The organism is Kitasatospora sp. NPDC049285, from assembly GCF_040678815.1.
In the GTDB taxonomy this organism is placed as follows: Bacteria; Actinomycetota; Actinomycetes; order Streptomycetales; family Streptomycetaceae; genus Kitasatospora.
Window position 1 is genome coordinate 1 of the sequence record NZ_JBFAQR010000007.1, and the last position, 23,242, is coordinate 23,242.

The following is a 23,242-nucleotide window of genomic DNA, read 5'->3' on the forward strand; positions in this document are numbered from 1 at the left end:
GCCCCGGACCCCTGGGGCGACACCCGCCGACCGTCCGCCCTGGGTCAGCCGATCAGCAGCTGCTGCCCGGGTGCCGCGGTGCACGGCTGCTGGACCAGCGCTGCGCCGTCCGCGGTGGAGCCGCCCGCGATGTCCAGGCACTTGCCGCTGTGCCGGGCCAGCAGGGTGACGTACCCGCTGCCGTTGTCACGGACCGAGAACTCCTGGTTCGGCCCGCCGTTGCAGGTGAACTGCACCACCGGTGCGCCGTCCGCCGTGGACAGGCCCGCCACGTCCAGGCACTGCCCGGTGGAGCGCGCCACCACCGTGACGTGGCCGGGGCTGCTCGGGCGCAGCGACCACTGCTGGTCGGCGGCGTTGGCGCAGGTGTGCTGGATGACCGCGGTGCCCGGGGCGGTGGCGGCGCCCGCCACGTCGACGCAGCGGCCGCTGAGCCTGACCTTCAGGGACTTGTAGGCGTCGGCCGCGGCGCTGCGCGGCGCCCAGGACTGGTTGGCACCCGTGGTGGCCTGCCAGACGCCGACCGGTGCGCCGTCGGCGGTGGACTCGCCGGTGACGTCGAGGAGCAGACCGCTGGCCTTGTTGATCAGGGTGTCGTGGCCGTCGCCGGTGGTGGAGAGCAGCCACTGCTGCTGGGTGGAGGTGCCGGCGGTGGCGAAGCCGAGGGTTCCGGCGGAGACCGACAGCGCCTTGCCGGTCCTGGCGTTGGTGATCCGGTACGCGGCGGTGGAGTCGTAGCCGCCGGCCAGCTTGGTGAAGGTCCACTGCTGGGTGGTGTCGGCGGGGTTGACGGTGCGCTGGACGGGGCCGGTGCTGCCGGCGGTGAGCGCCAGGCCGCTGCGGTCGTTGACCAGGCGGCGGACCTGGCCGGTGGGGGCGGTGGCGGCGGCCGGGGCGACGCCGTTGGCGCCGGGCAGCACGAAGGTGGTCACCGAGCCGGGGCCGACGGTGGCGGTGAGGGTCTTGGCGGCGGTGGCGCTCAGGTCGGCCTCGCGCTGCAGGTTCTTGCCGGCGTCGGTGGTGTAGCGCTGCACCGGCACGGCCTGGTCGACGGTGGCGAAGCCCGCCAGGTCGAGGGTGACGGTCTGCGCCGCGCCGGTCGAGTTGGTGTACACCGCGACCGCGCCGGTGCCGCCGGGCCGCAGCGCCGCCAGGGTGTCGGTGGAGTCGGTGCCGATCACCCGGGCGCCGGGGCGCACGAAGCGGCTGTAGTTGGCCATCGCCCAGTACTTCTTGTTGGTGCGGATCGGCTCGTTCGCCGGGTCGGCGGAGTTCAGGTCGACCTGGATCAGGCCCCAGTTGGAGTCCTCGTGGCCGGGCGTCATGTTGGTGTAGTCCTCGACGGCCTGCCACATCACCCAGGCGCCGGGCTCCAGCTCCCGTACGTCGTCGGTGATCCGGTGCGCGAAGTCGAGGGCCGGCGCCATGTCGGTGAAGCTCTGCGGCACCGAGCCGCCCAGGTCGACCTCGGACATCCACAGCGGCAGTCCGGCGCCCTTGGCGCTGTCCCGGACCCCGCCGCGCCCGCTGGTGCCGTAGGTGTGCGTGTCGAGCCTGCCGACGGCGGCGCGGGCCGCCGCCGGGTAGGCGTTCCAGTCGGTGCGGAACAGGTCGGGGTTGGTCTCGTCCATCGCCGCGATCGGGGTGTGCAGGCCGGCCCCGTCCAGGGCGGTGCGGACGGCGGTGGCCAGGTGCGCCTGCGAGGCCTGGTCCCAGTGCGAGCCCTCCTGCGGGCCGCCGGCGTGCCAGTACGAGGTGCCGGGTTCGTTCATCGGCGACAGCGAGCCGAAGGTGACGCCGCCGGCGGCCTGCGCGCGCTGCACGGATCCGGCGAGGTAGGCGGCGAAGCGGTCGTACTGGTCGGCGCGCAGGTTGTCCTTCGAGCCGTCGGCGGCGCCGGAGACCAGGCCGCTGTTGGTCATGAAGTACGGGGCGGAGTTGGAGAACGCCTCGAAGGTGTCCGCGCCGCGGCTCTTCGCGGCGGCGAGCCACCAGCGCTGGTTGGCGTCGGCCTGCGGGTTCCAGTGGTCGGGGTTGTTCGGGTCCCACCAGTTCGGCTGCTCGGTCCAGCCGGTCGGGTTCCCGCCGGGCGGGCCGTACGCGGCGGGGCGGTTCCAGTAGCCGGGCACGGCCGCGCCGGGGCGCAGGTACGGCGCGGTCTCCGGGCTGTCGCCGCCGCCGATGTTGTAGCGGGCGACGGTGAAGCCCAGCCCGTCCGGCCCGTACAGGGCGTCGGCGAGCTTGGTGCGCTCGGCGTCCGGCCAGCCGCCGGTGACGTTGGCGAACCAGGCCAGTGCGGTGCCCCAGCCCTGGAACGGCTGCTGCTGGTAGGACGGGTCGAGCCGGACGGTGACGTGCGCGGCGGCCTCCTCGGCCGCGGCGGGCGGGGCGGCCAGCAGGCCGGTGGCCAGTGCGGCGACCGCGGCGAGTGCGGTGGCCGGGCCGGTGCGGCGGCGGCGCGGGACGGGCAGGGGCATGGGTTCCTCCCGGGTGGCAGGCGGGGCGCGGACATGCGAACGGCACGCCCCTCGCCTGGCGAGGAGAGGGGCGTGCCGTGGTCGGGGGTGTGGCGGGGGTGGTGACGGGGCGTCAGCGGCTCACAGGGCGGCCGCGCCGCGCCGCCACTGCTGGTTGGCGCCGGAGTTGCAGGTCCACTGCTCCAGCCCGGTGCCGTCGGCGGTGGACTGGTTGATCACGTCCAGGCACTTGCCGGAGCGCCGGTCGACCAGCTTGACGTTGCCGCTCGCGTCGGCCTTCACGACCTGCCACTGCTGGGAGGTGGCGGTGGAGCAGGTGTTCTGCACCACAGGTGCGCCGTCCGCGGTCGAGTTGCCCGCGATGTCCAGGCACTTGCCGCTGTGCCGGGCCATCAGCTGGACGTAGCCGCCGCTCAGCGGCTTGAACCAGAAGTTCTGGTTCGCGCCGTTGCCGCAGGACCACTGGAGCAGCCCGGCGCCCGCCCCGAACGCGTAGTTGCCGACGTCGGCGCACTTGCCGCTCTGCTTCCCGGTGAGGGTCTCCCAGGTGGCGTTCATCGGGGTGACGGTGCCGGCCGCGGCGTCCACGGTGATCTGCGGGGAGTCGCCCATGGTCATGGTGGTGGCGGTGGGGAACTTCAGCGGCAGCCAGACGTACTGCGAGTCCTGGACGGTGCCGCCCATCGAGTTGCCCCAGCGGTCGCCCATGTACAGGTAGCTGGTGCCGGTGGTGCCCTGGACCGGCAGCACGTACGCGGTCTGGCTGCCGTAGGTGACGCCGTCGCCGATGTCCTGCAGGCCGCTCCAGGAGCCGGTGATGCTGCTCGCGGTGCCGTACTGCTGCTGGTTGGGGGACCAGCCGGTGGCCTGCGAGGTGAGCAGGAAGTAGACGCCGCCCCGCTTGAACAGGGCGGGCGCCTCGCGGGACTGGCCGTTCCACAGGCTCTGCACCTGGGCGTCGATGCCGGTGTAGTCGGCGGTCAGGCGGTAGACGTGCAGGTCCCGGTTCTCGTTGGCGGCGGAGACCATGTAGGCGGTGCCGTCGTCGTCGACGAAGGTGGTGATGTCGCGGGACATCTCGCCGAGCGGGCGGAAGCTGCCGCGCCAGCCGTAGTTGCCGTCCACGGTGGAGGAGACCGCGACCGCGGCCCGGGCCTCGCCGTAGTCGGCGCCGTTCTCCTTGTGCATCCACATCACGAACTGGCCGGTCGCCGCGTTGTAGATCACCTTGGGGCGCTCGATGTTGGCGGAGGCCAGCTCGGGGTCGGTGGCCTGGGTGAGCACGTGGTTGCGGAACTCCCAGGTCTTCAGGTCGGTGGAGCGGTAGGCGGAGACGTAGCGGAAGGTGTTGTCGGCGTTCCGGTCCTCGCCGAACCAGTAGTAGTACTGGCCGACCTTGATGACGCCGCCGCCGTGGGCGTGCACCACCGCGCCGGTGGTGTCGGTGAACTGGGTGCCGTTGACGATGGTCGCCGGGGCGGCGTGGGCCTCGGTGGCGCCGGTGGCGAGCGGGGCGCAGAGCGCCAGCAGGGTGCCGAGGAGCGCGACTCTGAAACGGTGCATGGGGGCTCGTACCTCTGCGGTGCGGGGGTGGGTGGGGGAGTGGCCGCCGTCTGCTCCAGCGCGTTCCGTTCGCTGATGTTGACGCAAACAAGTGGTTGTCCGAGAGTTTCCGAGCGATGTTCGGTTGTGTCAATGGTTTCCGCCAGGTAACCAGAATTTCGCTCAGTGGTGTTGAATCATGTTGGATTCGCGGGACGGGAGTGGCGCGGGGTGCGCTCGGGGCGGCTCGGGGCCGCCCTATCCTGTTGGTTCGTGAGCAAGAACCCAGAGGTGGGAGACAGACCCGTGGCGGACCCCGCACTGCTCGGCCCCCAGCGCCGGACGCTGATCCTCGACCTGGTGCGCCGGACCGGCGCCGTCCGGGTGGCGGAACTGGTGGAGCAGTTCGGCGTCTCCGACATGACGATCCGCCGGGACCTGGACGAGCTGGCCCGGGCCGGCGAGGTGGAGAAGATCTACGGCGGTGCGGTGGCCGCCGGCGCCCGGGCCGAGGAGCCCGGCTTCGAGGCCAAGGCGCAGCGCGCCTCCGGCGCCAAGGCGGCGCTGGCGGCCGCCGCGGCGGCCCTGGTGGAGCCCGGCAGCGTGGTGGCGATCTCCGCCGGTTCGACCGCGTACGCGGTGGCCGGACGGCTGCTGGAGGTGCGCGGGCTGACCGTGGTCACCAACTCGCTGCCGGTCGCCGAACTGCTGCGCGAGCACGAGGCCCGCAACCCCGGCACCGGACCGGCCCTGCTGCTGACCGGCGGCACCCCGACCCCGTCCGCTGCGCTGGTCGGCCCGCTGGCCGACCAGGCGATCCGCTCGCTGTACGTGGACGTGCTGGTGATCGGCGCGCACGGGGTCTCCGAGCGGACCGGGCTGACCACACCCAACCTGGCCGAGGCGCAGACCAACCGGGCGCTGATCGCCGCGGCGGGACGGGTGGTGGCGGTGGCCGACCACAGCAAGTGGGGCGTGGTGGGCCTGAGCGCCTTCGCGGCGCTGAACGAGGTGGACTGCTTCGTCACCGACAGCGGCCTGGACGAGCCGGCCCGCGCCGTGCTCGGTGAGCAGGTGGGCCGGCTGATCGTGGCGGACGCGCCCTGACCCGCCGCCGTCCGGCTCCGGGGGCTCAGCGCGCCGCGGCGAAGGCGGCGGGCCGCACGCGGCGGGAGTCGGCGGACGGGCCCAGCGGGTGCGGCAGTTGGTGGACCCGGCAGCCCAGCTCCTCGAACCGGCGGACGGTGGCGTCCGCGGCCTCGTCGTCCAGCGAGAAGACGAACGGCCCGGGGATCACCACGGCGGAGACCCGTCCTTCCTCGACCGCCTCGAGCAGCGCCTCCAGCGACGTCAGCGGTTCGCGGGAGCGGCGGCCGTTGTCCATGAAGACGGTGGCCTCGCCGAGGCCGGCGGTCAGCGCGTAGCGGCTCAGCACGTCCCAGAAGTCCAGCAGGTAGCCCGCGTCGTAAGGGTAGCAGCGCAGGTAGATGGCGGTGGGGCGGCTTGCCACCGGGCGGGTCCTCGTGTTCATGGCGCTCTCGCCTCCGGGTGGTGCGGGTGGGGCTCGTGCTTCCAGCCAAGGCCGCGAAGGGCGCCGGATCCAGGGCCGGCGGTGCCCAGTTCCGAGCGGGGGCGGCCGGGACATGGGTAGTCGCGGGCCGGTACCTGGGTAGTCGCCGACGCCCCCGGCGATGTGCGGTGGTGTTCGGTCGTGGTGCACATCGGCCGGGCCCACCGGTCTGTCGCCGATCGGCCGGGCCCACCGGTCTGTCGCCGGTCCGCGCCGGGCGGGGGGGCAGTAGCGTGAAGGTACCTTCCAGGCGGGTCAGGAGCGGCAGATGGCAGGCACCGGACGGCACCCCGGCCGGGCGGCGGACCGGCACGGCTTCGCGTTCGTCGGACGCGACGGCGAACTGCGGGAGCTGGTCGCCCTGTTGTCGGCCCGCCCGGCCATCGCCCTGATCCAGGGCGAGGCTGGCGTCGGCAAGACCCGGCTGGCCGCCGAGGCCGCCGAGGCGCTGCGCGCACAGGGCGTCGGCACGGTCACCGGCCGCTGCCACCCGCTGCGCGAACCCCTCGCCTTCGGCCCGGTGATCGACGCGCTCGACACGCTCGGCCCGCTGCTGCCCCCGGATGCCCGGCTCCCCGCCGCCACCGGCGCCCTCGCCCCGCTGCTGCCCGCCCTCGCCGACCGGCTGCCCCCGCCGCCCGAGGCACCCGCCGGCCCCGGCGAACAGCGCCAGGCCGTGCTCCACGCCACCCGCGCCCTGCTCGCCGCGGCCGCCCCCGTCGTGCTGGTCGTCGAGGACGTGCACTGGGCCGACGACGCCACCCGGGAACTCCTCCTGCTGCTGGCCGGCAGCCTGCCCGACGACGTCGGCCTGGTCCTCACCTTCCGCGGTGAGGAGCAGCAGGGCCCGCTGCTCGGGCGGGAGTTCCGCCGCCCCGCCGGCACCGGCCTGCGCGAACCCGTGCTGCACCGGCTGGACGCCCCGGCGCTCGCAGCGCTGGCCGGCTCCGCCCTCGGCGCGGCCCCCGACCGCCAGGTCACCGACGCCCTGTACGAACGCAGCCACGGACTGCCGCTGATCGCCGTGGAGGACCTGATCACCCTCAGTGGTCAGACCGGCGCCGCCCGCAGCCCCGACCTGCTCGGCGTCCCGCGCAGCCTGCGCGAGGTGCTCGCCGCCCGGATCGAACGGCTCACCCCGGACGCCGTCGCCCTGGTGAACGCCGCCGCGGTCCTCGCCCTCCCCGGCCCGGAGGCGCTGCTCGCCGACGCCGCCGGCCTGTCCGCCGACGCCGGCACCGACGCGCTGACCGACGCCCTCGACCGCTCCGTCCTGGTCGAACAGGGCCCGGACAGCTACGGCTTCTCGCACGCCCTGGCCCGCCGCGCCGTCTACGACGCGCTGCCCGGCCCGGTCCGCACCCGGCTGCACCGTCGCGTCCTGCACCTGCTCACCGCGCAGCAGCCGCCACCGCTGGTGCAGATCGCCCACCACACCCGGGCCCTCGGCGACACCGCGCAGTGGCTGGTGCACGCCCGCGCCGCCGCCGACCAGGCGATGGCCGTCGGCGACCTCGGCACCGCCGCCCTGATGCTCCGTCAACTCATCGACCACCCAGGCCTGCCGGCCGAGGACCTCGGCGTCGCCGCCCGCTCGCTCGCCGAGGCCGTCGCCTACACCGCCGAGGGCACCGACACCACCGTCGACGCGCTGCGCCGCATCGTCGACACCCCCGGTCTGGCCCCCGCCGACCGCGGCGAGATCCGCGCCCGGATCGGCAACATCCTGCGCACCCGGCTCGGCGGCTCCCACGGACTGGCCGAACTCGAGCAGTCCGCAGCCGAGTTGGAGGCCGACAACCCGGTCCACGCGGCCAAGACCTTCGCCGTCCTCGCCGCCATGGACTCCGGCGACGCCACCGCCGCCGAACGCCGGGCCTGGATGGACCACGCCCTCGCCATCCTGGACCGGGTGGACGACCCCGAGGCCGCTGCGGTGGTCGGGATCAACCGCATGGTCCTCGTTCCCGACTGCGCCGACCCCGGCATCCCCGCCCTGGTCGCCGCCCTGCCCCGGCACACCGACAGCCCGAAGCTGAAGTTCTGCACCGTCGTCGGCCTGTCCAACGCCGCCGAGACCGCCTTCCTCACCGGTCAGGACCGCCGCACCGGCCCCTGGGCCGCGGAGGCCGCCGCCCTCGCCGAACGCGACGGCCTCAGCCTGATGATGATGTACGTCCGCAGCTACCCGCTGCTCCTCGACTGGGCGGGCGGCCACTGGCAGCGATGGGACGCCGGACTCGCCGACTACCGCGCCGGGTTCCCGGACAGCCCGCTCGCGGACGGCGGACTGCTCGCCGCCGCCCAGGCCGGCATCGACGCCGCCCGCGGCCACACCGCCCGCGCCGTCGAGCGCCACCGGCAGTGCCTGGACACCGACCCCACCGACCTGCTCACCCTGCCGCACGCCGCCGGCCTCGCCCGCCTCCAACTCGCCCAGGGCGAGCCGGAGGAGGCCTGGCGCACGCTCACCCCCGCGGTCCGGCTGCTGCGCCGCCGCGAAGCCTGGCCGTTCGCCAACGACCTGCTGCCCACGGCCGTCGAGACCGCCCTGCTGCGCGGCGACCGGGTCACCGCCGCCGCCCTCGCCGCGGAGCACGCCGCCGGGATCGCCGGCCTGGACTGCCCCGGCGCGGTCGCCGAACAGCACCTGGCTGCCGGCCTGCTCGCCGAACAGGCGGCCGACGCCGCGACCGCCTTCGACCGGGCCCGGGACGCCTGGCAGGCCGTCGGCCGTCCCTACCCCGCGGCGCTCGCCGGCGAACGCGCCGCGCTGGCCCGGCCCGCCGACGAGGCGGCCGCCGGGCTCACCGCCGCCATCGAGGTCCTCGACCGGCTCGGCGCGGTCAGCGACGCCTCCCGCTGCCGCCGCCACCTGCGCACCCACGAGTCCGCCGCCGTCCCCCGCGCGCCCCGCGACCCCGCCGACACCCTCTCGCCGCGCGAACGCCAGGTGGCCGGACTGCTCGCCGAGGGCGCCAGCAACAAGGAGATCGCCGCCGCGCTCTACCTCTCCGAGCGGACCGCCGAACACCACGTCGCCGCAGTGCTGCGCAAGCTCGGCACCACCCGCAAGTCCCTTCGTGACAAAGCGAGTTGACCGCACGCCCGGCGGGTATCGACCCGAAGGGGGCGGGGCCGGGCCGAGGGGGAACCGTGCTGCGGAGGATCGTGTGCGTGCTGGGCGCGCTGGTGGCGGCGGGCCTCTCCGCCTTCCTGATGGTGCTGGTGGTGAAGTACGGCCAGGTCTGGGCCTACTTCCTGATCATCCTGGTCGCGCCGTGGTCGGTCTTCCTGCTCCTCCTGGGCTTCATGGACGACGACGGCGACGCGGGCAACGACATCCCGGGCGGCGACGGGGGCGTCGGGCTCGGCCTGTGACGGACCGTCAGTGCTGTGAGCGCGGGTCACAGGACGAACGCCTGCCCGGCCGCCGTCCGGTCCGCCGGTCGGAGGGTGGGTCAGCCCGGGTACTTGGTGCCGCCGTTGAAGTCGGCGGTGAAGGTGGTCTCGATGCCGGTGAGGACGCCGGGGTCGGTGACGATCAGGCCGAGTTCGCGGTTGTGGTTGAGGGAGTTGTCGGAGAAGTTCTCCGAGCCGGCGAAGACCTTGGCGGTGGCGGTGCCGTAGTCGGCGACGATGGTCTTGGCGTGGACGTAGAGGCCGGTGGTGCCGTTGTAGGTGACGACCTTGCCGCCCGCGCCGACCACGGCGGAGAAGGAGCTGCCGTAGCTGGAGGGGTTCATGCCGACCACGCGGACGGCGACGCCGCGCCTCGCCGCGGCGACGACCGCGTTGACCAGCGCGGTGTCGCCGAACTCCAACTGCTCGACGTCGAGCGAGTGCTGGGCGCCGTTGATCAGGGCGAGCAGGCGGGTCTGCGAGTCGGTGGGGGACCAGACCAGGTTGTCGCCGTCCGGCGGGGTGATCGAGGTCTTGGCGTAGTCGGCGTTGAAGACCTGCTCGATCGCGGCCACGTCGGCGGCGTCCGCGTCGAAGACGCCGAAGTCGCGGTCGTTGGCGTAGTAGGTGGAGTCGAGGTTGCCGGTCATCACCAGGGACTTGGCGCCGTCCACGGTGATCGTCTTCTGGTGGGTGTAGACGAACGACGAGGAGGAGTACACCACGCCCGCGCCGCCCGAGCGGAGGGCGTTGAAGGCGGAGGAGTTCACCGAGGTGTGCGCGCCGTCCAGGATCACCCGGACCTTGACGCCGGCCTTCTGACGGTTCACCAGCGCGGTGACCGCGGTGGTGTCCCGCAGCTCGTACATGGTGACGTCGACGCTGCGGGTGGCGGTGTTGATGAAGTCGTAGACGGCGGTGTGGCTCTGGTCCGGGAAGACCAGCAGCGCGTAGGCGCCCGCGGCGTGGGCCGGGACGGCGGTCAGCGCGGTCGCGGCGGCGGTGGCCGTGGCGGTGAGCAGGAGGGCGGCACGGCGCGCGAGGGTGCTGGGCATCGGGGATTCTCCCTGCGGTGACGTGGTGCACGGCACCGGCTCCCGGACGGGGGAGCCGGCCTGGGCGGAGCAGCTGAGCACGGTGCGAAGGAGCCCTGGGAGTGTGGCAGTGCCATGGTTTACGCGCATAGACGCCGGAGATGGCGCGTACATGAACCGAAGGCGGTGAACGGGCGCACCCACCCGACGCCCGCTCAAGTAGGCTGGCCGCCGCCGGAGCGAGGGGCGGCGTCGACGGCGCGCCCCCGCAGCGCCACGGGGACCGGCGAACGGGGACGACGAAGAGGAACAGTGCACGTGGACACCGGCGCACTCACCGGTCTGCGGACTGCCGGGGACCTCCCGGACGCCGACGCCCCGTCAGCCGCGGGCTGGCGGTACGTGGTCGACCAGGGCTACGACCCGGCGGGCCGGGTGCCCGGCCACGCCGTCCAGGGCGGCTGGCCGCCCGGACCGGACGCCCCCTACCGGCCCAACCCCGGCCACGGCCGGCCGCCGAGGGCCTCCGCCGCGACGGCCTCCGCGGCCGTCACCCCCGCCCCGCTGCCGCCGCTCGGCGCCGGCCGCCGCCCCGCCGCCCGGGCCCTGCTGTCCTGGCTGGACGACGAACGCGCGCCCCGGCTGTGCCGGGTGACGGGCTCCTCCGGCAGCGGCCGTACCCACCTGCTGACCTGGCTCGCCGCCGCCTGCCCGCCGGACCACCCGCGGCCCGGCCGCCGGGTGCACGCCCTGCTGGACGCCGAGGGCCTGACGGTCCGTTCGGCCACCGCCCGGCTCGCCGACCTGCTCGGCGTCTTCGCCCGCGAACCGGCCGACCTGCTCACCGCCCTGCAGGACGGCCAGCCCCGGGTGGTGGTGGTCACCGACCTCGACCGGGCCGGCAACGCCCAACTGCCCGGCACGGCCGCGCGGATCGCCCGCGAGCTGCTCGCCCCGCTGCTCGCCCTGCCCTGGCTGCTCCTGCTGGTCGACACCGCCCACGAACCCGCCGCCCGCGCGCTCACCACGGCCGCCCCGGCCGGCGCGGTGCTCGACCTGGACGAGCCGCAGTGGACCGACCCCGGCCAGTTCGCCGCCTGGTGCGCCCAGCTGGCGGGCCGTCAGGTCGACCCGGCCGCCGTCCACCCCAGCCCCGGCCTGGCGCTGCTCGCCGCCCGCATCCCCCCGACCGTCCCGCTGCCCCGGCTGCCCGCCGGGACCCCCGTCGGCGAACGGGCCGGCGCCCTGGCCGCCACCTGGTGGGCCGCCGTGCCGCCCGCCGAACGCGCCGCCCTGCAGGCGCTGCACGCCGCCGAGGCGCCCGTCAGCACCGAGCTGTGGGCCACGCTGCCCGGGGCGGGCGGCCCGGCCGCCGTACACGCCGCCGCCGAGCTGCTGCCGCCGCCCGCCGTGGTGGGTCGCCGGCGGCTGCGCCCGGAGGTACTCGCCCGGCAGGTCGCCGCCGACACGCCGCCGGTCGACCACCCGGGGCTGATGTGGGAGATCGCGGGCGGCATACCCTCCGGCCCCGGCGGCCGACCCGATCTCGCCGCGGCCGACCCGGAGCGGCTCGCGCTGCTCGTCCAGCACGCGGCCGCCGCCGACCCGGCCTCCCCGCTGCTGGACGACCCCGACGTCCTGCTGCACGCCGAACCGGCCGCCGTCACCGCGGCCTTCGAGCGCGCCCACGCGGCCGGCGCCCCGGTCACCGCGCTCGCCGCGGCCTGGCAGCTCGCCGCCCCCGACCGCACCGCCCTCGCCCACCCCGCCGAACGGGCCGGCGCGCTGCACGCCTGGCTGGTCGGCCGCGAACCCGCGGCCGCCGCGCACTGCGCCGCCGTCGCCGGACCGTACTGGCGCACCCACTGGAGCCGCCCCGCCGCCGGACCCGCGCTGATCGCGCTCGGCCGCGGCCCGCTCACCGGACAGCTGCTGCTCGCCGCCGACGGACGGCTCGGCCTGCTCGACCCGGCGACCGGTCAGGAAAGGGCCGTGCCACTGCCGCTGACGGACCGTTCGGCCGTCGCGCTGGCCTGCGCGGGCGACGGCGGCGCACTGCACCTCTCACCGGCCGGACCGGTCTCCGTGCTGCCGCTCGGCGGACCGATCGGCGCGCCCTCCTCCGCCGCCGTCGCCCTCCCGCCGGTCACCGCGCTCGCCACCCTCGACGACGCGCTCGCCCACGGCACGGCCGACGGCCGCACCGGCTGCCGCCTGCTCGCCGAGGACACCGCCCACGAACCCGAACAGCCGCTGCACGACGGGCCGGTCACGGCGATCGCCCTGGCCGAGGTCGACGGCGGCACCCTGGTGGTCAGCGGCGGCGCGGAAGGCCGCGTGCACTCCTGGATGCCGGCGCGCGCCCCGCTGCCCGAGCCGATCGACGCCCGCCCGTACTCCGTCACCGCCCTCGCCGTCTCCGCCACCCCCGCCGGCCTGCTGCTCGCCGCCGCCTGGTCGGACGGCCTGCTGCGCCTGCGCCGCTGGGGCGCCGCCGCCACCGCACTCGACCTCCGCCTCGGCAACCCCGCCACCGCGCTCGCCGTCACCCCCGACGGCCTGGTGCTCGCGGCCCTCCCGGAGGCCCTGCTCGCCCTCACCTTGGAGTAGCCCGGCACACCGGTTCCGACGTCGTTCGGCGGTAGCGCCGGCCATGGCGCGTTGAAAGTCGCCCCCGGACCCGCCACCTTCAACAAACATCGAGGAATCTCACCATTTCCGGTGCCATATCGATCGAGTTTGATCACCGGGAGGACATCGGGCGTCAATGGGGCCGCCGGTTCTATCCCTCCACGTTGACGAAACTGACTGGAAATGAGGAACCGATGCCTGAGTACCGTGGCGGGGTCGATCTTGTGGAGATGGAGTGCGCGGCCCTCGCCGGGCTGCCCGCGGCCGAGCGGCTGACCGAACTCGAACGCCTCTGCCGGCGCACCGAGAAGATTCTCGGCCGGGCCGTCCTGGACACCGCCTCCGAGGTCTACGAGCAGGGCGACGACGCGGCCCTGCGCCGCTCGCCCTACGCCTACGGCTACCTGCGGCGCACCCTCGGCTTCCGCGGCGATCACCGGACGGACGGCTGACCGGTGTACACCTACCTGTGCCGGACCCGCTGGGGCGACATGGACGCCTTCGGGCACGTCAACAACCTGAAGGTGCTGCAGTACGTGCAGGAGGCGGTCTACTGCCTGCTGTACGACGACACCGGGGGCCAGGACCTGTTCGAGGACGGCTTCATGATCGCCCGTCATGAGATCGACTACCGGGCGCCGCTGTACCACTGCCCCACCCCGCTGCCCGTGCAGATCTGGGTGGAGCGCCTCGGCCGGTCCTCGATCAGCACCAACTGCGAGGCCCGCCGCCGCGGACACGTGGTCTTCCAGGCCCGGACGGTCACGGTGGCGACCGACGCCGAGACCAGGCGCAGCCGCCCGCTGCGCGAGCCGGAACGGCAGCACCTCAGCCGGTACCGGGTGCGCTCCACCACCCTGACCGCCCCCGGCGGCCGCGGCCCGGGCACACCCGCCACCCGCACCCCGGCGGCACCGGCCGCGCGCTCCTCGGCCGCGCCCGCCGGCCGGCCGCCGCGCGCGGGTTTCAACACCGGCACGACTTCAACCGGAGTCGGCAACGCCCTGCCGGGACACCGGCGGTGACCCGCCCATACTGCTGGGCGGGAGGCCGCGCATCCGGCCTCCGACCGGGCCGGCTTCTGCGGTGGGTGGCCGGGCCGCGGTGGGCGGCGGCGGCACGGGATCCGTCCCGGCGGACGGGTCGGCGGGAACCACCAGGGCGTAGTAGGAGGGGTCGTTCATAGCGGAAGTGATCACCAGCCGGCCCGCCCGGCCACACCCGCGGACGGCCCCGCTCACCCCCGCGCGCGGCCGGGCTCCGGGCTACCCGCCCAGCCGCGCGAACCGGCCCTCCAGCCGGGCCAGTTGCAGGGAGGTGGCGGGCGAGCGCAGGGCCTCGTGGCGCTCCCGGAAGGTCGCGTGGGCCCGCCTCGCCTGGTGGATGTTGCCCGCGTCCAGCTCCAGGTGGGCCAGCTGCAGCAGCGACACCCCGATGGTGCGGTGCTCGCCCTGCGGCCGGGCCCGCAGCGAGGCCCGCAGGTACGACAGCGCCGACTCGGTGGCCCGCAGCGCCTGGTGGACCTGCGCGGTCTGGTACAGCAGGGCCGGCTCCGGGTACCGGTGCGGGCCGCCCTCGCTCGCCGCCCGGCCCGCCCACTGCTGCGCCCCGTCCAACCGGCGCATCGCCTCCCCGGCCTGCCGCAACCGGGCCGCCGCCACCGCCTGCTGCGCCAGCACGAACGCCCGTACCCCCGGCGCCGCGGCGCCCGGCAGGTGCTCGGCCGCCGCGTCCGCCAGCCGCGACGCGTACGCCTGGTGCCCCAGCGCCCCGGCCTGCGTGCTCTGGTCCCGCAGCGCCATCGACTCGGCCTGCCCGTCCTGTGCCTCCGCCGCCATCCGGTACGCCAGACGGTAGTGCCGCTGCGCCTCCCCGTGCCGGTTGTCGTCGGTGTAGGTGCGGCCCACCAGGCGCACCAACTGGGAGGCCGCGCTGAGCAGTTCGCGGTGCCGGAGGTCCGCGGCGGGTGACCGCAGCCAGGGCAGCACCTGGTCGCGCAGGTAGCCCAGCAGCAGCCCGCGGGCGATCGCCCCGCCGTACGCGTCGTAGTGCCGGGCCGCGAAGGCGGTCATCTCCCGGACCGCCTCCACCTGCCGCGCGCCGACCCGCTCCGCGCCCGCCCGGTCCATGCTCGGCCGGTCCATGGTCGGTCGGTCCGCGGTCGGCCGGGCCGCAGGCGCGGGTGCCGTGACCGGTGGACGATGGAACGGGCCGGTGCGGCACGGGAGTTGCGGCTCGGGTGCGGGCAGCCGCGGGGACGGCAGCAGGCGCACCTGGAAGAGAGGGGACGCGGACGTGTCGTCGTCCGGAGGGGCGGACTCGGGCCAGGAGTGCCACTGCCGCAGCCCGGCCACCGGATCGGTCGGCTCCGACTCCTCCGCGGAAAGGGCCCGCACGGGCGGACGCAGGCCGAGTTCGACCAGGCTGACCGGTCGCCCCAGCCGGCGGGCGAACGCCTCCTCCAGCAACTGGGGCCCGGGCGGCCGCGGCTGAGTGCCCGACAGCCAGTGCGCCACGGTCGTCCGGTCGTAGCCCACGCTCAGACCGCTCTCCCGGGCCACCTTCTGCAGGGCCGCGGCGAGGGCCGGCCCGTTCCATCCCGCCTCCGCCATGCAGCGGCGCAGCGCGGGATTCGGTCCACGGGCGTGTGCCATATTCAGATCTCCTCGTGCGGACCTTTCGACGTGGCGGTCCCAGAATAACCGGCGGCGAAGGCGGTGAAAGCCCGCTTTCCGGAAACCCCGGCTGTTCAACGCGGGAGGAGGGAAACCGATGCTGTTCGGTGGCGAAGGAGTGAGGGAGGGTAAAGCAGAGTCAAAGCCGGGTGGTGAAAGGTGATTGTCAGCTCGGCAGTCCCTCCGGCCCGGGGAGCGGTCGGTCGGGGCGGTGCTCGGGGCGGTGGTCGAGGAGGCGGCGAAGCAGGGTGTCGGTGTCGAGGTAGTGGTGCTCGAAGCCGGGCGGGACGAGCCGCTCCGTCAGCCGCAGGAAGTCGCGGACCGGTTCGACGGGCGTGCGCAGCACCGCGGTGTGGCCCGGGGTGGAGAGCGCGATGGCGACCAGTTCCGGGTCGGCCAGCGAGCGCCGGATGGTGACGTCGCCGATCCCGGCCCAGCCGTCCAGCCCGGCGGACAGCAGGTCGCGGGCGAACAGCCAGGTGATCGGGTCGTCCAGGTCGGCGTGGCAGTCCAGGTGCACGGCGTACGGGTCGGCGCGGTGGTAGCGCAGCCGTGCCGGGACGGAGACCTGCAGGCCCGGACAGGGCTCCACGACGACGTCCAGCAGCAGCACGCAGTCCGCGTCACCGGCCCGGTCGAGCCGGTCGTGCGGGGTGTTCGACCAGTTCACCGGGACTCCTCCCGCGGTCGCACGATGCTCGGCCGCGCACCGGCCGCCGGCTTGCCGGGCGGTCGATCGCCCGGGGGCCGTTCGCCTGGCGGTCGTTCGGGTCGGGCGGGCTCGGCTCGGATGGCGTCGGATCGGACGGGGTCGGCTCGGACCGGTTCGGCTCGGACCGGTTCGGGTCGAGTCGGTTCGGACGGCGGCTGGAAGGAGAACCGGGGCAGCGCGACCAGTCGGGACCACTCCTGGTCCTGCCGGCCGGGCACGGTACGCCCCGCCTGGTGCCAGATGGTCACCAGTCGGGCGTAAATCGGGGCTTGCTGAATCGTTTCGTCTCTTACGCCCGTCAGGGCCCTTGGGTCGGCACTCACGTCCGGGGATAACGACCGAAACCCGGGGTGGTCACGCCACTTGCACCCGTGGGTGCGAGCGGAGTCGGCGAGGGCGGCCGGGTCCGGGTGCCCGGTCGATGCCGCGGCGGGTGCGAAAACGGCTCGCGGGAGGGTCCGGGGCCGGGCAGGATGTCCGGCCGTGACGGACGAGGACGACGACTTTCGGTACGCGCCGGTGGACACCCTGCCAGGGCTGATCCAGCGCGGGCGCGGGTTGGGGGCGGTGTGGGCGGAGCGCGAGCCTGCGGCGGCCGCTGCGGTGGCGCTGGCCTGTGTCCGGCGGGACACCAGGTGGGACTGGCAGGTCGATGACCGGCACGGCTACCTGGCCGGGCTGCTCGACCGCTCGGCGGTACCGCTGGAGCCGCTGCTGGAACAGCTGGCGGGCGACCAGGAGGAGTGCGAACGAGGGTTCCGTGTACTGGAGTTGCTCGCCCTGCGCGGGTCGGTCGAGGCCCGCGAGGCCCTGCGTGACCACGTCCGGCACGGTCCGTGGTGGCAGGACGTCCTGTGCTCGCTCGCCGACTGCTGGCCGCCCGAGTGGTGGGACGACCTGGCCGAGGACGCGGTCCGCCGTCTGGACGGCGGGCGGCCGGAGTGGCCGAACAGCCGGCCGTGGCTGCGCTGGCGGCAGGCGCTCGCGCCGGAGAGCCGGACCGCCCTGCGCCGCCACCGTCACCGGATCGGCCCGACCGACGCCGAACTGATCGCCGTCCTGAGGGACGCCGATGCCTCGCGGGCCGAGCGGGGCGCCGCCGTGGTGACCCTCGCCGGCCGTCCCGGGGTGAGCGAACTGATCCCCCTGGTACCGGACTTGGCATCGGCGGACGGGCAGCGGCCGCTGCCGCTGCTCGGCCGGGCGGTGGAGCGGGTGGGGGCGCCCGCGCTGGCCGCCGCGCGCGAGTGGGCCGCGGACGACCGGCCGTGGCTGGCGTGGCTCGGCCTCGGGGTGCTGGCCCGGCACGGGGAGCGGGAGGACCTGCCCCGACTGCTGCGGGAGTTGGAGCGCTGCTGGGGCGAACGCCGGTGGTGCGGGCCCGATCTGCTGGCGGACGGGCTGGGGCGGTTCGGTGCGGCGGCGGGTGAGGCGGAGGCGGTGCTCGGCCGGTACTGGCTGCACACCCCGCACTCGTACGAACGGCCCTCGTACCTGCGGGCGTTGGTGGCGATCCGGCCGGGCGCGGTGGACGCGCTGCTGTACGAGTCGCTGTGGGACTGCGAGCCGGCCGCCCGGCTGCTGGCGGTGGAACGGGCCCCGGACGGGACCGAACTGCGCCGCCGGCTGTCCGAGTTGCGGGACGACCCGGCGGAGCAGGCCGAGGTCCGGGCGGCCGCGGCGGCGCGACTGGGCTGACGCCCGTGGTGAACGCCGACCGGGCAGCCACGGCTGGAGGCCGTGGCTGCCCGGTGGGTGGGGGTCAGCGGGTCAGAACTGGGTGGTGATGGTCACGCCGCTGAAGTCGGTCGCGGCGTAGAGGCTGAGGTAGCGGTAGCCGGCCGTGGGGTTGGTGACCGTGATGGTCTGGGTGGTGGTGCCGGGGGTGGTGGAGGAGGCGGTGAAGGCGCTGGGGGAGGCCCAGGTGCTGTCGTTGTAGTAGAGGTACGCGGTGCCGGTGCCGCCGCTGGCGGTGATCTTCAGGGTGGTGGTGCCGGCCGGCAGGTAGACGTACAGGTAGTCGAGGTTGCCGGCGGTGCGGGCGCGGCCGGTGCGGGAGCAGTTCTGGCCCATCGCGTCGGTGCGCTGGTCGGTGCAGGTCGGCAGCGTGGTGCCGGCGCCGACGGCGACGGTCACCGAGGCCGGGGTGGCGGTGGAGCGGCCGTTGGCGTCGGTCACGGTCAGGGCGACGGTGTAGGTGCCCGCGTTCGCGTAGGTGTGGGTCGGGTTCTGCACGTCCGCGGAGGTGCCGTCGCCGAAGGTCCAGTGCCAGGAGGTGATCGGCGCCGGGCTGTTGGTGACCACCGAGCGGTCGGTGAGGGTGACGGTCGGGCCGCTGACGGACTGGGTGAAGAGCGCGGTCGGGCCGGTGGCGTAGCAGGCACCCGAGGCGCAGGCGCTCAGCCAGGCGTCGAAGTCGGCGTCGTACGAGGTGCCGAGGCCGTTGTAGACCGCGTAGCCGCCCTGGTAGTCACCGGTGCGGAAGTGGCCGAGCATGGCGTAGACGTCCGCCGGGTGCTTCTCGACCATGTACCGGACCGCCATGTATCCCCACGGGTAGACCCGGTTGGAGTCCGAGTTGGAGTAGGTGTTCTGGAAGATCGTGCTGAGCTTGTAGGTGTGCTTGCCGGCCTCGGTCATCGCCTGGGTGTCGGTGACGCCGCGGTAGGTGTACGACTGGTACTCGGCGACGCCCTCGATCCACCAGATGTCCGGGACGGACGTCTCGGCGCCGAAGTTGCCCTTCATGTCGTAGATGTTGTCCAGGTAGTGCGTGTACTCGTGGTTGAGGTTCCACACGTTGCCCGGGAAGTCGTCGTTCCAGGACTTCTGGTACATCACGCAGACCGGCTGGTTGTTCGGGTCGGTGACGTCCATGACGGTCTGGCCGCCGTTGTCCGTCGAGTTGCCGTAGATCGCCCAGGAGTACGTCTGGTAGTCGGCGGCGGAGGCGAAGACCGGCATGATGACGGTCTTGCCGTACTGGTTCGGGACCGGACCGGTGTCCTTCACCAGGTTGTGGAAGAAGCCGTCCTCGCCGCGCAGGCTCGCGCAGACCGGCTGCAGCTGAGCGACCGTCAGGGCCTGGGCGCGCAGCGTGCGGTTGTCGCAGACCAGCACGTTCGGCAGCACGGTGTCCGCCAGCTTGGTCGGCAGGTCGCAGATGCCGTAGTACGAACACTGCGCCCGGTCGTAGGAGTTGGCGTTGTACGCCACGTGCACGTAGAGCGGGCCGGTGGTGCCGAGGATCGCGGTGGTGTCCAGGACCTGCTTCACCAGCGGCTTGGCCACGCTCTCGATCGCGGTGCTGTCGCCGGCCATCCGGGCCAGGTCGTTGCCCGCGTTGACGTCCAGGAAGGCGTTGGCGGTGCCGAGCAGGTCCTTGTGGTTCTGCACGAACCCGGCCAGCGCGCCGACCAGGCTGGTGTCGGCGCCGACCGCGTTGATGAAGTCGCTGTTCCAGTTCGCGCGCCACAGCGGCGCGAACAGCAGCGCGTTCACCGAGTCCACCATCCGCGGGGACGCGTTGTAGCCGTTGTTGTACCCGTTCAGCAGCTGCTTGTAGACGTTCAGGTAGCCGGCCTGGACGTTGGCGCTGTCGGTGAGGATCACCACGTCGTACAGCACGACGCCGTTGGCGTCGTTGACGTCGGTCCAGTGGCTGCCCGCGAAGAACCGGTCCAGGCCCGCCTTGGTGGCGGCGGTCAGCGAGGAGTCGTACGGGCCGACCGCGCCCGCGTTGTAGGACTGGACGTAGTAGCCGGCCCGCAGGAACTGCACCAGCTGCAGGATGCCGGCGGAGTTGGTGCCGTCGTAGCCGGCCGCCAGGTCCTTGAAGGCGCCCGCGACGGTCAGCATGTTGGCCTGCTTGAAGATCGCGCCGGCGTCGCTGCCGGTCACGTTGAACAGCGTCTTCACGCAGGTGGTGGTGGAGCCCTCGACGAAGGCCACCAGGTCGGCACCGGAGCGGCTGCCGAAGTCGGCGGCGGTGCAGGTCTGGGCGGCCGCGGCGAGTGTCCCCGCGGCGCCGCTCGCCGAACCGGTGGCGCCCTTGGCCGACTTGGCGACCGGCTGGGCGGGGAGGGCCTGGTACGGCCGGGGCGTGGTCTGCACGGCGGTGCCGGCGGGCTGGCCCGCCACCACCTGGTTGAGCAGGGCAGGCGGCAGCGGGGCGGCGACCGGGGTGAGCGTGTCGGGCGCGGCCGCGACGATCGGGCCGAGCGGCTTGGGGGCGGTGTCCGCGACGGCGGCGCCGACCCGGGCCTTGCCGGCGGCCGGCGCCGGGGCGGCGGAGGCCGGGACGGCCGGCAGCAGGGCGGCGACCGTGGCACAGCCGGCCAGCAGGCCGGCCGTCAGGGTGGGAAGGGGTATGCGCAGGCGCACTGCTTCTCCTGTGGGGGAGTTCACTGGGCATCAGCTGGGGGGTGACGCGAGTGCATCCTGGCATCGGGCGGGGCGTCAGAACAATGTCACAGGTCATATGACATTGCACTGGGGTGGCATAACACGATTGGGGAGGGGTTGGTGAGGTGAACGGACGGGGTGCCGGCCCGGACCTCAGGGGCGCGGTGGACGGAAGCTGCGCGCGGCCCAACTGTGCAGGTGGGGAGCCTCGGCGGCGAGGTCGCGGTGGGCGGCGGTGGCGGCGGCGACCAGGGTGTCGGCGAGGGCCGGGCTGACCGCGGTGCGCCGCCAGAGCAGCGCGTGGCGCAACCACAGCGGGCTGCCGAGCAGTGGCTTCAACACCGCTCCGTACGCGGGTGCGGTGCTCGCCGGGACCAGCGCGACGCCCAGGCCGGCCGCCACCAGGTCCAGCAACTCGCGCCGTCCGCAGCGGACTTCGTTGACCTGGGCGGGCGCGAAGGAGGCCGCCGTGCAGGCCGCCCGGAACAGCGCGGGCCAGGTGGGCCCGTCCAAGGTGGGGAGCAGCCAGGCCTCGGCGGCCAGGTCGGGCAGGGTCAACTCGGCGTGGTGGCGCAGCGGGTGGACGGCCGGGAGTGCGACGAAGGCCGGCTCGGTGGCGATGCCGCGAAGCCCGAAGTCGGGCGAGGGGCGGAGCTGGGCGCCGGGGTGGTCGAGGGCGAGGACGAGATCGGGCTGGGCGGGCTGCGGCGCGCCGGGGGATGGGGCGGGCGGGAGGTGGGGGGAGAGGGTGAAGCGGAGGTCGGGGCGGAGCTGGCGGGCCCTGGTGAGCAGGCCGGGCAGCAGGGCGGGGCTGGTCGCGGCGACCCGGAGATCACGGTGGGGGTGGTCGTCGCCCGCGCAGGCCGGGCCCTGGGCGAGCCGATCGACCCGGGCGAGGACCTCGCGGGCGGCGGCCAGGACCTCGGCGCCGAAGGTCGTGGGCACCACGCCGGAGGCCGTGCGATCGAACACGGACGCGCCCAGGTGGCGCTCGATGCGCCGCAGTTGGGTGCTGGTGGCGGGCTGGGACGCGCCGATGGTGGCCGCGGCCCGGCCCACGCTGCCGGTGTCGGCGATCGCGCAGAGCACCCGCAGGTGTCGCAGCTCCAGGTCCATGCGCCCTCCCTCGCGTGCAGCCGCGGCCCGCCCTGGCGGTGGCGAGGGGGAGCTGTGCAATTTCACACGCAACATGTCAGATGGTGTCGCTCACCTTCGCTGCGCGAGCGTGGCACGTCAAGAGCGAGGGTGAGGGTGGGGGGCGGCGCGGGCGCGTGGGTGTGGGGCGGGGAGGGGTGCTGCGCGAGGGTGGCACGTCAAGAGCGAGGGTGAGGGTGGGGGGCGGCGTGGGCGCGTGGGTGTGGGGCGGGGAGGGGTGCGCTGCGCGAGGGTGGCGGGTCGAGAGTGAGGGTGAGGGTGGGGGGGGGCGGCGTGGGCGCGTGGGTGTGGGGCGGGGGAGGGTGCGCTGCGCGAGGGTGGCGGGTCGAGAGTGAGGGTGAGGGTGGGGGGCGGCGTGGGCGCGCGGGTGCGGGGCGGGGAGGGTGCGCTGCGCGAGGGTGGCGGGTCCCGGGCGGGGGCGCGTGGGTGTGGGGTGCGATTTGCGACCGGTGAGGCGGTGGTCCGGGTGGCCGGTCAGGCCGCCGTGCGCGGCGTGGGTGACCACCAGTTCGGGCGGGCGACGAGGCCCTCGGGGCGGCCGACGGCACCCTGTGGGCCCGGACCCAGCTCGTGCAGCGCATCGGTGAGGTCGCCCACCCGGGGGCGCCGTTGGCTCAGCTCGCGGTGGCCATGGTGGTGGCTGCCCCGGCCGGGGTGTGCCGGGCGGGCGGGCCGTCGGCGGCTGGCGACTCGTCGTCGTCGCGGGCGGACCGCCTGCCGCGGGTGGGGTGCGGGCGCACTCTCCTGCGGCGGCGGCCGACGGTCCGTCATCGCGCGATGGGCGCCGGGTCTACTCGAAGCTGACCGAGGCCAGCTTCGACTGGAACACCTCGGCGTGGCCGGCCACCGTCTCGGCGTGCTCGTGCATCATCCGGGCGTGGTCGTCCAGCAGGTCCGGGTCGATCATGAAGCCGCTGCCGCCGCCCGAGCCGCCGCTCACCCCGAGCGCGGACTCGGCGGCCTGGAAGACCAGGCCGGAGACGGCGTTGGCGACGGTGTCGATCAGCGGGCCGATCGCCGCCTCGATCACCTGGCCGATGATGTACTGCTCCAGCTGCTGCTCGAGGTAGTTGATCAGCCGCTTGGCGGCCTCCTCGATCAGCGCCACGGCAGCCTCGGCGATGCCGAAGGTGGCCACCGCCGCGGCCTGGTCGGCGACGAACGCCGCGGCCAGCGCGATGAGTTCGCCGATCGTCTCCATCTTCATCGCGATGATCACGTCGGAGGCGATCTCCAGCGCCTGCGCCACCACGTGGCAGGCCTGCACCAGCTGGTTCAGGTGGCTGTCCGAGATGTTCGCCCACTTGGCCAGCAGCGCCTCGTAGGACGCGCCCTGGTACGCCTCGCCGAGCCGCTGGATGGTGTCCGTCGACTGCTGGTGCGCCGACTCGACGTTCTCCGCGAACTCCTTGACGTGCGAAGCGAACTCGCGCACGGAATCCTCGTTCACGCTCGGCCAGTTGATGCCGATGATGGACAGGAACGACACGACCTCGCCGGGCAGTTCGATCGCCATGGTGCCTCCCCGTTGGGACCTGGTGGCTCGCACGGTAGCGCCAACCCGGGTCCGGAGGCGGCGATTTGAACGAAGCTTGGTGATCCGGTCGCGAATCCCTCCGGCGGCCGGCCGGGCGGGGTGA

17 protein-coding genes are annotated in these 23,242 nt (G+C 74.3%); 7 read left to right on the top strand and 10 right to left on the bottom strand.

Annotated features, from left to right (window positions below):
* Positions 1-44: 44 nt before the first annotated feature.
* Positions 45-2,477, bottom strand: coding sequence for an RICIN domain-containing protein (locus tag AB0K51_RS07125; RefSeq protein ID WP_363451441.1), 2,433 nt, complete (start codon positions 2,475-2,477; stop codon positions 45-47).
* Between the two features lie 120 nt (positions 2,478-2,597).
* On the bottom strand, positions 2,598-4,040 hold the full coding sequence (locus tag AB0K51_RS07130) for an RICIN domain-containing protein (protein WP_363451443.1): 1,443 nt from the start codon (positions 4,038-4,040) through the stop codon (positions 2,598-2,600).
* 285 nt (positions 4,041-4,325) lie between these two features.
* Here AB0K51_RS07130 and AB0K51_RS07135 point away from each other — a divergent pair, with 285 nt between their 5' ends.
* Complete coding sequence (locus AB0K51_RS07135; RefSeq protein WP_363451445.1) at positions 4,326-5,126, top strand: DeoR/GlpR family DNA-binding transcription regulator; 801 nt, start codon at positions 4,326-4,328, stop codon at positions 5,124-5,126.
* Positions 5,127-5,151: 25 nt separating this feature from the next.
* Here AB0K51_RS07135 and AB0K51_RS07140 read toward each other — a convergent pair whose 3' ends face one another.
* Complete coding sequence (locus AB0K51_RS07140) at positions 5,152-5,529, bottom strand: hypothetical protein (RefSeq protein ID WP_363451447.1); 378 nt, start codon at positions 5,527-5,529, stop codon at positions 5,152-5,154.
* Positions 5,530-5,857: 328 nt separating this feature from the next.
* Between AB0K51_RS07140 and AB0K51_RS07145 the strand changes: the two genes are divergently transcribed.
* Both AB0K51_RS07145 and AB0K51_RS07150 read left to right on the top strand, forming a co-directional pair.
* A complete protein-coding gene (locus AB0K51_RS07145) occupies positions 5,858-8,689 on the top strand; it encodes an AAA family ATPase (protein WP_363451449.1) in 2,832 nt (943 codons plus the stop codon).
* A 56-nt stretch (positions 8,690-8,745) separates the two neighbouring features.
* Positions 8,746-8,970 carry a hypothetical protein gene (locus AB0K51_RS07150; RefSeq protein ID WP_363451451.1) on the top strand — a complete coding sequence of 75 codons (225 nt, stop codon included), beginning with the start codon at positions 8,746-8,748 and terminating at the stop codon, positions 8,968-8,970.
* An 80-nt stretch (positions 8,971-9,050) separates the two neighbouring features.
* Here AB0K51_RS07150 and AB0K51_RS07155 read toward each other — a convergent pair whose 3' ends face one another.
* Entirely contained in the window at positions 9,051-10,046 is a 996-nt protein-coding gene (locus tag AB0K51_RS07155) for a phospholipase D-like domain-containing protein (RefSeq protein ID WP_363451453.1), read from the bottom strand.
* Between the two features lie 297 nt (positions 10,047-10,343).
* Here AB0K51_RS07155 and AB0K51_RS07160 point away from each other — a divergent pair, with 297 nt between their 5' ends.
* From AB0K51_RS07160 to AB0K51_RS07170, 3 genes are all read left to right on the top strand, one after another.
* Positions 10,344-12,635, top strand: coding sequence for a hypothetical protein (locus AB0K51_RS07160; protein ID WP_363451455.1), 2,292 nt, complete (start codon positions 10,344-10,346; stop codon positions 12,633-12,635).
* 215 nt (positions 12,636-12,850) lie between these two features.
* Complete coding sequence (locus tag AB0K51_RS07165) at positions 12,851-13,108, top strand: hypothetical protein (protein WP_363451456.1); 258 nt, start codon at positions 12,851-12,853, stop codon at positions 13,106-13,108.
* A gap of 3 nt (positions 13,109-13,111) precedes the next feature.
* Entirely contained in the window at positions 13,112-13,681 is a 570-nt protein-coding gene (locus AB0K51_RS07170; protein ID WP_363451458.1) for a thioesterase family protein, read from the top strand.
* Positions 13,682-13,921: 240 nt separating this feature from the next.
* Here the strand turns inward: AB0K51_RS07170 and AB0K51_RS07175 are convergent, their stop codons facing one another.
* A complete protein-coding gene (locus tag AB0K51_RS07175; RefSeq protein ID WP_363451460.1) occupies positions 13,922-15,310 on the bottom strand; it encodes a hypothetical protein in 1,389 nt (462 codons plus the stop codon).
* 187 nt (positions 15,311-15,497) lie between these two features.
* Entirely contained in the window at positions 15,498-16,001 is a 504-nt protein-coding gene (locus AB0K51_RS07180) for an SsgA family sporulation/cell division regulator (RefSeq protein ID WP_363451462.1), read from the bottom strand.
* Positions 16,002-16,526: 525 nt separating this feature from the next.
* Between AB0K51_RS07180 and AB0K51_RS07185 the strand changes: the two genes are divergently transcribed.
* Complete coding sequence (locus AB0K51_RS07185) at positions 16,527-17,741, top strand: hypothetical protein (protein ID WP_363451464.1); 1,215 nt, start codon at positions 16,527-16,529, stop codon at positions 17,739-17,741.
* A 72-nt stretch (positions 17,742-17,813) separates the two neighbouring features.
* Here AB0K51_RS07185 and AB0K51_RS07190 read toward each other — a convergent pair whose 3' ends face one another.
* From AB0K51_RS07190 to AB0K51_RS07205, 4 genes are all read right to left on the bottom strand, one after another.
* Complete coding sequence (locus AB0K51_RS07190; RefSeq protein WP_363451466.1) at positions 17,814-20,426, bottom strand: collagenase; 2,613 nt, start codon at positions 20,424-20,426, stop codon at positions 17,814-17,816.
* Between the two features lie 174 nt (positions 20,427-20,600).
* Entirely contained in the window at positions 20,601-21,563 is a 963-nt protein-coding gene (locus AB0K51_RS07195) for a LysR family transcriptional regulator (protein WP_363451468.1), read from the bottom strand.
* Positions 21,564-22,216: 653 nt separating this feature from the next.
* On the bottom strand, positions 22,217-22,342 hold the full coding sequence (locus AB0K51_RS07200; protein ID WP_363451470.1) for a hypothetical protein: 126 nt from the start codon (positions 22,340-22,342) through the stop codon (positions 22,217-22,219).
* Positions 22,343-22,392: 50 nt separating this feature from the next.
* Entirely contained in the window at positions 22,393-23,118 is a 726-nt protein-coding gene (locus tag AB0K51_RS07205) for a WXG100 family type VII secretion target (RefSeq protein ID WP_363451472.1), read from the bottom strand.
* Positions 23,119-23,242: the final 124 nt, after the last annotated feature.